Raw genomic sequence first — 13,880 nt, 5'->3', positions numbered from 1 at the left:
CTACGAAAGAAGATGCCTTTTTTGTACCTTTATGCCTTGTATGAAAAACTTATTTACAATAATTATTATTCATTTAACACTCTTAGCAAGTGCTCAACAAGTTACTAAAATTATGGGCACCATTAAAGATGCTCAAACCAAAGAGCCCTTACCTTTCGCTAATATAATACTTAAAGGGACCAAAATTGGAACCATTTCAGATATTAACGGTAATTTTAAAATTGAAACAAAAGAAAAAGCAGACTCTATTGTTGTTTCGTTAATTGGTTACCAACGTTTAGCCAAAAAAATATTAATTGGGCACTTTCAAACCATTCATTTTGAGCTAAAGCCATCTGCTATTGCATTGCAAGAAGTAACCGTTACTACTAAAAAGCGAAAACACAATAAAGATACCTTAGCATTAGAATTATTAGATAAAATATGGGATCATAAAAAAGAAAACGATATTGAAAAACTCGATTATTATGAATACGAAACATACAATAAAGTTCAATTTGATTTAAATAACCTTAGCGACGATTTTTTGAATAAAAAAATCATGAAGAACTTTCAATTCGTTAAAAATTATATTGACACATCAACCGTAAATGGCAAAGCCTATCTACCGGTTTTTATATTAGAATCGGTTTCAGACTTTTATTATCGCAAGAAACCCAAAGCCGAACGCGAATACATCAAAGCCACTCACGCCTCAGGTATTAACAACGAAAGCGTCAACCAATTTATGGGCAATATGTATATTAAAATTAACCTTTACGATGATTACATCGATTTATTTGGCAAAGGCTTTGTTTCGCCCATAGCTCGATTAGGGCGTTTATACTATCGTTATTATTTAGTTGATAGTGGCTTTATCGATCAACGCAAATGCTATCACCTTGCATTTGTTCCGAAAATCAAACAAGATAATGTATTTAATGGCGATTTATGGGTTGTAGATACAGTTTTTGCTATAAAAAAAATTGAAATGCGTATCGATAAAAACGTCAACATCAACTTTATAAACAATGTAATCGTTACTCAAGAATTTACACCCGTAGCTCAAATGGCCTGGATGTTAAGCAAAGAAACCATCATTGCTGATTTTAATATATTTGAAAACCCTAATAATACAACAGGTTTCTTTGGACGAAAAACTACCTTATTTAGAAACCAAATAGTCAATAAACCTCGCGAAGAAAGTATATACAATACAACAAGTAATATAATTGTTGCCGAAAATTCAACTATCAACGACGAACAATTTTGGGACACTATTCGGCACGAACCCCTTAATGAAAAAGAAAAAGGTATTTTCAATATGGTAGATAGTATCAAAAATGTTAAAACTTTTAGAACATTTTACGATATTATGAATGCTATTATTACCTATTATTATGTATGGGGCAAAATTGAATTAGGACCTTACTTTACAATTTATAGTTTTAATAATGTAGAAGGCAATAGATTTAGAATAGGTGTGCGAACAAGCAATGAGATTAGCACCAAATATATGTTAGAACAATATATTGCATATGGAACCAAAGACCAACGCTTCAAATACGGTGGAAACTTTTTATATATTTTCGATAAAAACCCTCGAAAAGCTTTTAACATCGACTATAAACACGATATGGAACAATTAGGGCAAAGTATTACTGCATTTCGCGAAGATAACATTCTTTCTTCAACTTTTAGAAGAGGACCTCAATATACTTTATCAATGGTAAACCAGGTAAAAACCTCTTACGAACACGAATGGTTTCAAGGATTTTCAAATACTTTTCAAATAAAATGGCGTGAATATTTCCCCTACGAATATCAAACCTTTACATTGTTTAACGAAAATGGAACCAATACTTATTATTCATCTTTTAAAACATACGAAATAGCTATAAACACTAGATTTGCATATAATGAAAAATTTGTAATGGGTGAGTTTGAACGTATCAGCTTAGGCACTCAATACCCTGTTATTAATTTTACAGCAACCGCAGGATTAAAAAATATACTGGGTAGTCAATTTAATTACCAAAAATTACAACTAACCATCGACCACTGGTTTAATACTTATCCTTTGGGATATGGAAAATATATAATCGATGCAGGTAAAATATTTGGCAAACTTCCATACCCACTTTTAAAATTGCACGAAGGGAATCAAACTTATTTTTTCGATGATTATGCTTTTAATCTCATGAATTATTATGAATTTGTAAGCGACCAATGGATTAGCTTAAGTTATACACATTATTTTGATGGTTTCTTTTTGAATAAAATTCCAATTATGCGAAAACTAAAATGGCGTGAACTTGCTTGGGGAAAAGGACTTATAGGCTTTTTAAACAAAGAAAATTTAAATCTAATGCCTTTTCCAAGTACCCTCTACACGCTAGATAGAAACCAAGACTTGAATCATTTAAAACCATACATAGAAGCCGGTATTGGAATTGAAAACATATTTAAATTTATTCGTATTGATGCACTCTGGCGATTTTCGTATTTAAATCATCCTAATATTTCAAAATTTGGTTTTAGAATGAGTTATTACTTCAAATTTTAAAACAATTCCCATTTTTCGACTCCTATTGATTAATTTGGTTTTATCTATGAGACATACTTTTTGATTTAGTTGACTGCTATGTAGTTATTTCTATTCCAATGCTTTGGACTGATTACATGTACTTTATTCGATTATGCGTTTTTAAATGTTTTATTTGGAGTTAAACTACCCTTAAAATAAAAAAGGCTGCCCTTTTGCGACAGCCTCTTTACATTTTAAAAATCTAAATTATTATTGTTTTATTTTTCGATACCTACTAACTCTATTTCGAAAATTAAAGTTGCATATGGAGGAATAACACCAGGATATCCTTTTTCGCCATAAGCTAATTGATAAGGGATATAAAATTCATATTTTGAACCTACAGTCATTAATTGAATTCCTTCTTCCCAACCAGGAATAATTTCGTTTTTGCCAAGACTAAATGTAACAGGTTCGTTTGGTTTTGAAGCATCGAATACCGTTCCATTAATTAGTTTTCCAGTATAATTAACTTTAACTTTAGCATTTGCTTTAGGTTTTTCGCCTTTACCTTCTGTTATAACTTTATATTGTAAACCGCTAGGCAAAGTTTGTACACCTTCTTTTTTTGCATTTTCAGCTAAATATTTTTCTGATTCTAATTTAGACTTTTCGGCTTCTTTAGCTTGTTGAGCCATAAAATACGATTGGATGACCTTCATAGCTTGTTCGCTGGTCATAGCTGGGTTGTTGTTCGATAATACAGCATTAAAGCCTTGTACAAATAAATCAGAATTAATCAAAGAATCTAATTTTTCTTGTTTAACACTCGATGCAACGTTAACACCAAACGCATAACTCAAAGAATCGCGGCTAGTTTCTAATTTTGTTTCTTTTGAACCACTTTTACATGATGTAAAAAAGCCTGCAAATAAAGCAAAAGATAAAACAACAAATGATAATTTTTTCATAAAAATAATTTTAAACGTTAATTTGGATGCGAAGGTAATCATTTATTCTGTAAAAAAACAACTGCTTTATACAAGTTAAGAATTGTTAAGATATTTAATTGAAAAATTTATTTGTTTTTCACATAAAAAATACTAATATTTTCAAGTCTCAAAGTTATTTTTAAATTAAAGAATCGAATAAAATATATTTAGATTTTTAAACCTCATTAAAAGTAGATACTTTTGCAATGGAATCGTTTATTCATGAAAGCGTCAAATTTGATAAAAATTTATGGAGGTCTCCTGCTTGCAATGATATTCTGGGGAATGTCGTTTATTGGCACTAAATACTCACTTAATACTCTAAATCCTATTTCTATCGTTCTAATTCGTTTAATTATCTCATGTTCATTTCTAATTGTATTAGGAAAAATGCTAAAAGTACTTAAGCCTATTAAACGAAATCATATACATTGGTTTATAATTTTGGCTTTTTTTGAGCCTTTTCTTTATTTTATTGGTGAAACCTATGGCTTAAAATATATTTCTCCCACCATAGGTTCTATTTTAATTTCTACCATACCACTCTTTGTGCCTTGGGGTGCGTGGCTCTTTTTTAAAGAAAAAATCAACATTAAAAATTTTATCGGTATTGTAATATCGGTTGTTGGCGTTTTTTTTACTATGCTTAATAAAAATTTTGAGTTTACAGCATCGCTTTTAGGTGTTTCGCTTGTTTTAGTAGCTGTCATTTCGGCCATTGCTTATACTTTAATTATTCGACACATTGCACACGATTACTCAGCTCTAAGCATTATTACTTATCAAAACTTATTAGGAATTCCGTTTTTTGTCCCTCTATTCTTTTTTATTGACTTTCCGACATTTAATATTGACAATATTCATCCATTGTTATGGTTAGTGCTTTTATTACTCGGTATTTTTCCTTCATCATTTTCGTATATGTTTTATACTTATGCCGTACGCGAAATTGGTGTAAGCCGTACCAGTGTTTTTACCAATCTTATACCCATTATTACAGCTATTGCTTCGTATTTACTATTCAACGAAACTCTTACTTTTGTTAAAATAATTGGAATTGTTATTGTAATTATTGGTTTATATATTGCTCAAAAAGCTCAAAAAACTTAAAAAACATTATCTATTCTTTATTTTGAAGTTGCGTTACTAAATGCACCACTTGTTCGCGAGCATATACAGCAAATTTATAATCGCCTTGTTGAGTTTTAAATATTAAAATATTAGGAATAAATCCTAAACTATTTTTTTTGATTACATCAAATATCGATTGAATGGGTATTTGCAATTTATAAAGCCTGTTGGTTTTTGATGTCGCAATAAAAAACAAACTATCGTTTGATATTTTAATTTTTCCTTCAATATGCTTTATATTTTGTTTAGAGTCGGTGGTATATAATGTTGCTGCAACTATCAATAAATATTTACGGCTTTTATTTTTCATATTTTAAATAGAGTGTTGAACATCAAAGATAAATATTTTTGCTGAGACTGCCAAAACCATCATTACATTAACAAATTTTAAGTAATTATAAAATTTATTCAAAAGTGTACCCTATTTGTTATGGTTTAGTTTATTTTTTTTAGGTTACTTTGTAAAAAATTTTGCAATATGATAAAAACCAAATTTCTCTTAATGATACTCGACGGCTGGGGTATTGGCGATAAAACTAAATCGGATGCTATTTATACAGCCGGCACACCCAATATTGACAAATTAACGAATCTTTATCCACACAGCTACCTTTTAACAAGCGGAGAAAATGTAGGCTTGCCCGATGGACAAATGGGCAATAGCGAAGTAGGACATTTAAATATTGGCTCCGGTAGAATCATATACCAAGATTTTGTTCGCATAAATAAAGCCATTAAAGAACACACACTCGAAAAAAATGAGAATTTATTAAAAGCATTCGAAATCGCTAAAAATAAACAAGTAACTTTTCATTTACTTGGCTTGGTAAGCGATGGCGGTGTACACTCCCACCAAGAACATTTAATACGCTTATGCGAACTTGCCCAACAAAATGGCGTAAAAGACATTGCCGTTCATTTCCTAACCGACGGACGAGATACCGACCCACACAGTGGTATTCATTATGTTAAAGAAGTTATAGAACGCATAAAACCTACTGGTGCATATGCCGCTACCCTTTCAGGGCGCTATTATACCATGGATAGAGACAAACGCTGGGAACGCATAAAACAAGGATACGATGCCATGGTCAATGGTATTGGAAAAAAATCTACTAATATTTTACAAGCCATTCAAGAATCTTACGACGAAGGCATTACCGACGAATTTATTAAACCTGTTGTTTTTGTTAATGAAAACCAACAACCACTTGCTCAAATAAAACAAGAAGATGTATTTTTATGTTTTAATTTCAGAACAGACCGACTTCGTGAAATAACAACCGTACTTACACAAAAAGATATGCCTGAATGGGGCATGCACACTATTCCGTTACATTATTTTACTATGACACGTTACGACGAATCATTCAAAAATATCGATGTTCTATTCGATAATGTTAATGTAAACCATACGTTAGGAGAAGTTTTATCTAAACTAGGTCTTAAACAATTACGTATAGCAGAAACCGAAAAATATCCACACGTTACTTTTTTCTTTTCAGGAGGACGCGAAGAAATTTTTGAAAATGAAAAACGCATACTCATACCTTCGCCTAAAGTTGCAACATACGACCTTCAACCCGAAATGAGTGCTCCTCTAGTTTGTGAATCGGTAATAAACGAAATAAAGCAACAAAAACACGATTTTATATGCCTTAACTTTGCCAATGGCGATATGGTAGGACATACCGGAGTTTATGACGCTATCATTAAAGCAGTAAAAGTAGTCGACGATTGCGTGGGCAAAGTTATCGAAGCCGCTCTTGCTCACGGCTACGAAGCCCTCATCATTGCCGACCACGGCAATGCCGACTACACCATTAACCCCGATGGCACACCCAATACAGCTCATTCATTGAACCCAGTCCCCTCTATTCTTGTGTCAAAACAGTATCAAACTATTGAACCTGGAATTTTATCCGATGTGGCACCCACTATATTAACATTAATGGGCATTCCAATACCACCCGAAATGACCGGTAAAATACTTGTTCGATGATTCAAATTGACCATACTATTGTTAGTTTAGATGTAATTGAGCAACCCTTTGCATGCCATCTAATGCATTGCAAAGGTGCCTGCTGCGTTGAAGGCGACTCAGGAGCCCCTCTCGAAGATCATGAAATTATTAAAATTGAAGAAAATATAAACATTATTCAAAAATATCTACCACATAAATCATTACAAACTATACAACAATTTGGCTTTTATTTTATTGATAATGATGGCGATAAAGTTACTCAACTCAATCAAAATAAAGAATGTGTATTTACATGTTTCGAAAATAATATTGCTTATTGTAGTATCGAAAAGGCTTTTTTGGATAATAAAATATCATTTCGAAAGCCTATTTCGTGTTTTCTATACCCCATTCGACTTACTAAATACTCTTCGTTTATAGCTATAAATTATCATGCATGGAATATTTGCAAACCTGCTATTGAAAATGGGAAAAAAAATAACATAAAAGTTTACGAAGCATGTAAAGATGCACTCATCGAATATTTTGGACAAGAATGGTATGATAAATTATTGCAGGCAGCCGAGTTTGTAAACAATAAAAAAGCGAAATAATGAAGTTCAAAATTTTCTTTTTTATATTATTTTTTTCAATTGCTTCGTTCATTACTTTTTCACAAGAAACACAAGACGAAACATTTATTATTGGTAATAAGATTTATAAAAAAGGATCCAATTGGTTTAAAATAGGGCAAGGAATGGGTTATCATTTTTGGTTATCGCAAATAGAATATAACACTACATTTGCATATAGTTTTAAAGTTAAAAAGGTATATTTTCAAATTGGTTATCATGTATCTTCCGATGTATTTTTAACTAAGCCCACCCTTCAGCGATTAAACGACTTTTATTTTACTGTAGGCCAACGTAAAGAAACCAGATATTTCAATCTTGCTGCATTTGGAGGTATAAGCTACTCATATGGAGGTACTCTCGATCATACAGAATGGAAAGACGGGAAATTAGAAAAATGGTATAGAGGTTTTAGCCAACCTGGAATTTTTGGCACTATAGATTTAACCTTTAAACCCTTTTACGATATTGGTACCGGAATTTCGATATATGGGTCAATAAACAAGTACTATAATATAATTGGACTTCAATTACATTTTTATTTATCAGGTGCATATAAAAGTACCATTGAATAGAACAAGGCATAAAAAAAGCTGTCCTAAATGAACAGCTTTTTTATTAAAATTATATTAAAAATTATTATTTCCCATTATATCCCCATTTCAAATAAATAGCTCCCCATGTAAATCCAGCACCAAAAGCTGCTAAAATAATATTATCGCCTTTTTTAAGTTTAGGTTCCCATTCATATAAACAAAGCGGAATAGTAGCCGATGTAGTGTTACCATAACGCTCAATATTAATCATAACCTGATCTTTACTTATTCCCATACGATTAGCAGTAGCTTCAATAATACGCATATTGGCTTGATGGGGTACAAGCCATGCTAATGTTTCGGGAGTAATATTATTGCGTTTCATTATTTCAACGCTAACATCTGCCATTTTAGAAACTGCCCATTTGAAAACAGGTTGTCCTTCTTGATAAATAAAATGCTCGCGTGCGGCAACCGTTTCAAAACTAGCAGGTTTTAGAGATCCTCCCGCTTTTTGGTGAAGGTGTACACGACCTACTCCATCCGATTGGAGTATTTCATCCATAATGCCAAATTCGTCGGTAGTAGGTTCTAATAAAACAGCACCCGAACCATCGCCAAAAATTGGGCACGTAGTTCTATCGGTATAATCAACAATAGACGACATTTTTTCGGCCCCTACCACAATTACTTTTTTAAACTTACCACTTTCTACAAATTTTGCTGCCGTAGCAAGAGAATATAAAAAACCACTACATCCTGCATTTATATCGTAACTAAAAGCATTTTTTATGCCTACTTTATCGCAAATAATATTGGCAGTAGCAGGAAATTGCATATCGGGTGTAACGGTAGCACAAATCAACAAATCTATTTCTTCGGGTTTGGTATTTGTTTTTGCAAGCACTTGTTTTACCGCTTCTGTGCCTAAATCACTTGCTCCTTTGCCTTGTTCTTTAAGAATATGACGTTCTTTTATACCAATTCGAGTCATTATCCATTCGTCGCTTGTATCTACCATGCGACTTAGCTCTTCATTGGTTAAAATATATTCAGGAACATAAGCTCCTACACCTGTAATAACAGCATTAATCTTACTCATTGAAACAATATTTAAAAAGCTTCTTTTAATTTTTCTACTAATTCTGCTTTAGTCACCTTATAAGTATGTATAATCATATTCATTATAGCTTTTGGGGTAGAAGCCCCATGACCAATAATGATAGGCTTATTAACTCCTAAAACAGGAGTGCCTCCATAATTTTCAAAATTAAATTTTTGTAAGTATTCGTCTTGAATATTTCTTTTTTTCATTGCCGAATAAAAGCCCTCTGCCATTTTAAGCACAATATTTCCAACAAATCCATCGGTAATAATAACATCGGCTTTATTTTTCAAGACATCGAATCCTTCAACATTGCCGATAAAATTAATTTCTTTATTTTCTTTCATTAACTCGTAAGTAGCTTTGGCTAATAAATTTCCTTTTTCGGGTTCTGAGCCAATATTTAACAATGCTACTTTTGGTTTTTCAACACCTAAAACAAATTGTGCATATTTGCTCGCTATAATAGCATATTGATTTAAAACATCAGGCTTAGCATCGGGATTTAATCCAACATCAGCAATGATAGAATAATTGCCATCGGGTTTAGGCACCAACGAAGCAATGCATGGGCGATTTATGCCTTCTATTACTTTTATCACCTGCATAGCACCCACCATCATAGCTCCAGTACTCCCAGCACTAGCAAAATTATCAATTTTATCGTCTTTAAGATATTGAAAGCCAACACTTATCGACGAATTATGTTTTTGAAGAAATGCTTGTGCCGGCGATTCGTGCATCTCGATAACTTCTGTAGTTGGAACAATTTCGATACGGGGATCACGTATCCCATTGTCTTTTAAATATGACTCAATAAAAGCAGCATCGCCAAACAATACCATTTTGATATTGCTGGGTAAATGCTCTAAAGCCATTATTGTTCCTTGCATAGGAACTTGGGGAGCATAATCACCCCCCATAATGTCTATCCCTAGCCTCATTGTACTTTAACTAACTTAAGCAGTTACTTCTTTCTCAATTGCTTTTTTACCGCGATAAAAACCGCATTCTGGGCAAACATGATGATAAACAATAGTTGCACCGCAATTGGAACAAGTTGCTAAAGTTGGTAAAGAAGCTTTGTAATGAGTTCTTCTTTTGTCTCTTCTCTGTTTCGAGTGTTTTCTCTTTGGATGTGGCATTTTCTATAATTTTTTAATTCAACAATCCTTTTAAAGATTCCCAACGTGGATCGATGGGAGTATCGTTTATTAAATATTGATTTAACTTAGTTATCATTTCTTGGTTGCACTGGCTTTTACCTTGCATATCGTCGGGATGTACTTTTCGCATGGGTATCGAAAAAACAACCGTTTCGAAAACATAAGGCGCTAAATCTATTTCAGTAGAAGATTCGGGCATAAATACTACATCTTCGTTCTCGTCGGTAACGTTATCTTCTACTTTAATAATAATATGATGATTAAATGCAATGGACATTGTAAATTCGTCTAAACAACGATCGCATTCTACGAGCAGTTCGCCATTGATAGAAAGGCTTATATCAAATAAACGATTCGATTTGTATAGACTTACATGCACATGAGCATGAATATCCATCACCTCAGAATAATTAAATTGTTTCAAAAACGATGCATCAATTTCATAGTCAAATTGGTGCAAACCGTCTTTTGTGCCGACAATTGGAACAATATAATCATTCTGTTTACTCACCTACAAAAAAATTTTCGCAAAGGTATAGAAATTATTTTTTATAGCCAAAGATTTTTTATTTTAGTAACGTTAATTCCATTTTTTTAACTTAATTTTACCCTCTAAAAATTTTAAACTTTCATATTTATGAGTAATTTTCAACTATCAAAATTCTATTTTTACACAGGACCAAGCTATTATTTAAATAAGCCAGCCTGCGTTTTTAATGTTTATATCTCGAGCAAAAGTTCGATTAACGATTTTGTAGAAGAAGTATATAAAGAATTTCCTTTACTAAAAAATAAAAAACACTCCGACGTAGTCGATTTATTTGCCGAAACACTAATGGCTGTTCTTAAAATGGATATTGATTTGTTTATTCAACATTATAGTATATCTACCGATGGCGATGAATATGTTATAGCGGTTGAATATTTAGATAAAAGTACTACTAAAGCAGCTGCTTATCTTGTAAGTGAATGGTTTCAAGCTATCGAAAATAAAAGCCACTACCCTTTTAAAGAACAATTTGCTAACTTACAAGCTCGTTTCGACAGGTCGTTATTTGGTGGACCTACCCTTTATTCACTTATCGAAGCGGGCATAAAACTCGATATTCCTGTTTTTTATCTATACGAAGAAAATCAATTTCAATGGGGCTATGGAGTTAAACAATTACGTGGACGCTCTACCACTTTCCACAACGATGGTATAAAAGACACCGAATTTACTATGTTTAAAGACATGGTAGGCGATTTTCTGATGATGTGTGGATTTCCAACCCCGCAAGGAGTTAACTGCTTTTCGGAAGAAGAAGTAGCAGCCGAAGCTCAAAAATTAGGATTCCCTGTGGCAGTTAAACCTGTTGCCGGACATAAAGGTCAAGGAGTTACAACAGGTATAGAAAGTGTTGAAGAAGCTATTAAGGCATTTAGACAAATAGTAACACTTGCCGAAGAACAGGGAGTTCCATTCGAAGGTGCTTTAGTACAACAACAAATTTACGGTACCGATCATCGTTTATTAGCCGTTGGTGGTAAGTTTATTGCTGCACTCGAACGTGTTCCCGCATATGTCGAAGGGAATGGCAAAGACACTATCGAAAAACTGATTGAAATAGAAAATGCTAAAGAAATTAGATTAGACAATGCGCGTTCGCCACTATGCAAAATTAAGATCGATGACAACCTTAAAGACTTTCTTGCTATTCAGCACAAAGATTTAAACTACATTCCTGCCGAAGGCGAAAAAATCACCCTTCGACGAGTTGCTAATATTTCGGCAGGTGGAGTTTCTATTAACGTAACTTCTAAAATTCACCCCGACAATGTTAAATTAGTTGAAAACATTGCACGCTATTTTAAAGTTAAATGCTTAGGAATAGATGTACTTGCTCAAGATATATCAAAATCTTGGCGTGAAGGAAATTTCGGAATTATCGAAATTAATGCCGGACCCGGTGTATTTATGCACCTTGCGCCTGCATATGGTGGAAGTATCGACGTCCCTCGTCATATAATGCTTTCACACTTTGACGAAAAAACAAAGGGCAGAATTCCCATCATCGTCGGCAATTATCTTCCACAAGCCAGGGTTGAAAAAATGGTAACTATGCTTAATGATGAATATAGCAAAATATTTGTTGGATCGTTAAGCGATGAGGGTGTATTTTTTAATAATGAATATTTTTACAAAAACCCTGAACACGATCAAAACGTTAAAATTATTTTACGTAACCCCGAAGTAAACATTGCCATTTTCCAACATACTAAAGACGACATTTACGACTACGGTATTCTACATCAAGGAGCCGATATTGTTATTCTCGACGAACCTAGTTATTCCGAAGAAAAGGTTTTACAAGAACAACTACTAAAAGATGGTTTACTGATTGTTCTCGAAGAAGATAAGGGTATTGTTTATAGAAACGATGATGAAATAGACCGCTTTACATTTTATTCTGAAGACGAAAAAGATAAAGTATTAGCACAATTGGTTACTGACGAAATGGAAAAACTTTTAAAGAAATACGATGTTTAACTATAAAACGATGAACTATGTTTACATTATTTAAAAATGCCGATGTTTATGCACCCGAATTTATTGGCAGAAAAGACATTTTAGTAGGCGGCGGCAAAATTTTAGCCGTAGGCGATAATTTAGAAGCTCCTACTGGTTATGATTGCGAAGTAATTTCAGCTGAGGGTTTAAAAGCTGTTCCCGGATTTATAGATGCTCACGTACACATTGCAGGTGCGGGTGGCGAAGGCGGACCATCTACACGCACCCCCGAATTGCAATTGAGTATGTTGGTCGAAGCTGGTGTTACTACCGTTATTGGTTGCCTTGGTACCGATGGCATGACCCGCACCGTTGAATCGGTATTGATGAAAGCTAAAGGCTTACGTGCCGAAGGAGTTTCGAGCTGGATTTATACCGGTTCGTACCAAATACCTACACCAACCATTACCGGCGATGTAGGTCGCGATATTGCCCTTATCGACGAAGTGATTGGCGTTGGCGAAATCGCACTTAGCGACCATCGGTCATCGTGGCCCAATACCGACGAATTGCTCCGCTTAGTAGAACATGCACGCGTTGGCGGCATGTTAGGAAGTAAAGCCGGTATTGTAAATATTCACTTAGGCGACCAGCAAGAACCTTTTCAACCCATGTACGAGGTTATTGAACGTAGCCATGGAATGCTTAAATTAACCCAATTCTTCCCAACACATTGCAACCGCAACGATTACACCCTCGAATCGGCAAAAGAATTTGCAAAACGCGGTGGATATATCGATATTACAACCAGTTCGTATCCGTACTTCCCCGAATACGAAGTAAAACCATCGAAATGTATCCCTATGCTTCTAGAAGCAGGAATCCCCATCGAAAAAATAACCTTTACTTCGGATGCTTGCGGTTCGCTTCCGGGATTCGACGAAAACGGCAACTTGATAAAACTCGAAATGGGCTTGCCATCTGCCAATTTCCGCGAATTGATGGATGCCGTTAACCAAGAAGGTGTACCTCTCGAAATAGCTCTTAAGGTGCTGACTTCTAACCCTGCCGACATTCTTAAATTGCATCAGAAAGGCCGCATAGCAGTTGGTAAAGATGCCGATTTGGTTTTCATCGACAACCAACGCATTTACCACGTAATGGCAATGGGCAAATTTATGATGAAAGACGCTCAAATACTAAAAAAAGGTAGCTACGAAAAATAATATATAATAATGTATCACAAAAAAAGAGGCTATCTCCTATTTGAGTTAGCCTCTTTTATTTTTAAATTAGGGTTAGCATTTATTTCAATATTCGCAGAAATTTGAATTTACTACTCATTAGCCTTAATTTTT

At 33.8% G+C, this 13,880-nt stretch carries 13 protein-coding genes; 7 read left to right on the top strand and 6 right to left on the bottom strand.

Annotated elements, in window-relative coordinates:
• Positions 1-40: 40 nt before the first annotated feature.
• Positions 41-2,545, top strand: a complete 2,505-nt coding sequence (locus tag HPY79_01300) for a carboxypeptidase-like regulatory domain-containing protein (protein ID NSW44453.1) — start codon at positions 41-43, stop codon at positions 2,543-2,545.
• Positions 2,546-2,784: 239 nt separating this feature from the next.
• Here HPY79_01300 and HPY79_01295 read toward each other — a convergent pair whose 3' ends face one another.
• Entirely contained in the window at positions 2,785-3,477 is a 693-nt protein-coding gene (locus HPY79_01295) for an FKBP-type peptidyl-prolyl cis-trans isomerase (GenBank protein ID NSW44452.1), read from the bottom strand.
• Between the two features lie 243 nt (positions 3,478-3,720).
• Here HPY79_01295 and HPY79_01290 point away from each other — a divergent pair, with 243 nt between their 5' ends.
• A complete protein-coding gene (locus HPY79_01290) occupies positions 3,721-4,608 on the top strand; it encodes a DMT family transporter (protein ID NSW44451.1) in 888 nt (295 codons plus the stop codon).
• 10 nt (positions 4,609-4,618) lie between these two features.
• Here HPY79_01290 and HPY79_01285 read toward each other — a convergent pair whose 3' ends face one another.
• Complete coding sequence (locus tag HPY79_01285) at positions 4,619-4,939, bottom strand: hypothetical protein (GenBank protein NSW44450.1); 321 nt, start codon at positions 4,937-4,939, stop codon at positions 4,619-4,621.
• Between the two features lie 168 nt (positions 4,940-5,107).
• Between HPY79_01285 and HPY79_01280 the strand changes: the two genes are divergently transcribed.
• Genes HPY79_01280 through HPY79_01270 form a run of 3 tightly spaced genes read left to right on the top strand, consistent with a single transcriptional unit; the run spans position 5,108 to position 7,799 of the window.
• Positions 5,108-6,631 (top strand): 2,3-bisphosphoglycerate-independent phosphoglycerate mutase, encoded by a 1,524-nt coding sequence (locus HPY79_01280; protein NSW44449.1) that lies wholly within the window; start codon positions 5,108-5,110, stop codon positions 6,629-6,631.
• Complete coding sequence (locus tag HPY79_01275; protein ID NSW44448.1) at positions 6,628-7,206, top strand: DUF3109 family protein; 579 nt, start codon at positions 6,628-6,630, stop codon at positions 7,204-7,206. The genes HPY79_01280 and HPY79_01275 overlap by 4 nt, the downstream gene beginning before the upstream one ends.
• Positions 7,206-7,799, top strand: a complete 594-nt coding sequence (locus HPY79_01270; GenBank protein ID NSW44447.1) for a hypothetical protein — start codon at positions 7,206-7,208, stop codon at positions 7,797-7,799. Before HPY79_01275 ends, HPY79_01270 begins: the two co-directional genes overlap by 1 nt.
• 64 nt (positions 7,800-7,863) lie before the next feature.
• On the opposite strand, the gene HPY79_01265 is transcribed toward HPY79_01270, so the two are convergent.
• From HPY79_01265 to HPY79_01250, 4 genes are read right to left on the bottom strand one after another with little or no spacing between them, the layout of a single operon-like run.
• The gene (locus HPY79_01265) at positions 7,864-8,862 is read right to left on the bottom strand and encodes a ketoacyl-ACP synthase III (GenBank protein ID NSW44446.1); all 999 of its coding nucleotides are present in this window, start codon (positions 8,860-8,862) and stop codon (positions 7,864-7,866) included.
• Between the two features lie 11 nt (positions 8,863-8,873).
• Entirely contained in the window at positions 8,874-9,809 is a 936-nt protein-coding gene (gene plsX, locus HPY79_01260; GenBank protein NSW44445.1) for a phosphate acyltransferase PlsX, read from the bottom strand.
• Between the two features lie 15 nt (positions 9,810-9,824).
• Positions 9,825-10,010 carry a 50S ribosomal protein L32 gene (rpmF, locus tag HPY79_01255; GenBank protein ID NSW44444.1) on the bottom strand — a complete coding sequence of 62 codons (186 nt, stop codon included), beginning with the start codon at positions 10,008-10,010 and terminating at the stop codon, positions 9,825-9,827.
• A 13-nt stretch (positions 10,011-10,023) separates the two neighbouring features.
• Complete coding sequence (locus HPY79_01250; protein ID NSW44443.1) at positions 10,024-10,542, bottom strand: DUF177 domain-containing protein; 519 nt, start codon at positions 10,540-10,542, stop codon at positions 10,024-10,026.
• 126 nt (positions 10,543-10,668) lie between these two features.
• Between HPY79_01250 and HPY79_01245 the strand changes: the two genes are divergently transcribed.
• Both HPY79_01245 and HPY79_01240 read left to right on the top strand, forming a co-directional pair.
• Positions 10,669-12,561: an acetate--CoA ligase family protein gene (locus HPY79_01245; protein NSW44442.1), complete on the top strand. Its 1,893-nt coding sequence runs from the start codon at positions 10,669-10,671 to the stop codon at positions 12,559-12,561.
• Between the two features lie 17 nt (positions 12,562-12,578).
• On the top strand, positions 12,579-13,748 hold the full coding sequence (locus HPY79_01240) for a beta-aspartyl-peptidase (protein ID NSW44441.1): 1,170 nt from the start codon (positions 12,579-12,581) through the stop codon (positions 13,746-13,748).
• The last annotated feature ends 132 nt before the right edge of the window (positions 13,749-13,880 follow it).

This window comes from Bacteroidales bacterium (genome assembly GCA_013314715.1).
In the GTDB taxonomy this organism is placed as follows: Bacteria; Bacteroidota; Bacteroidia; order Bacteroidales; family GWA2-32-17; genus Ch61.
This window is presented reverse-complemented; position numbering and strand designations above follow the sequence as displayed.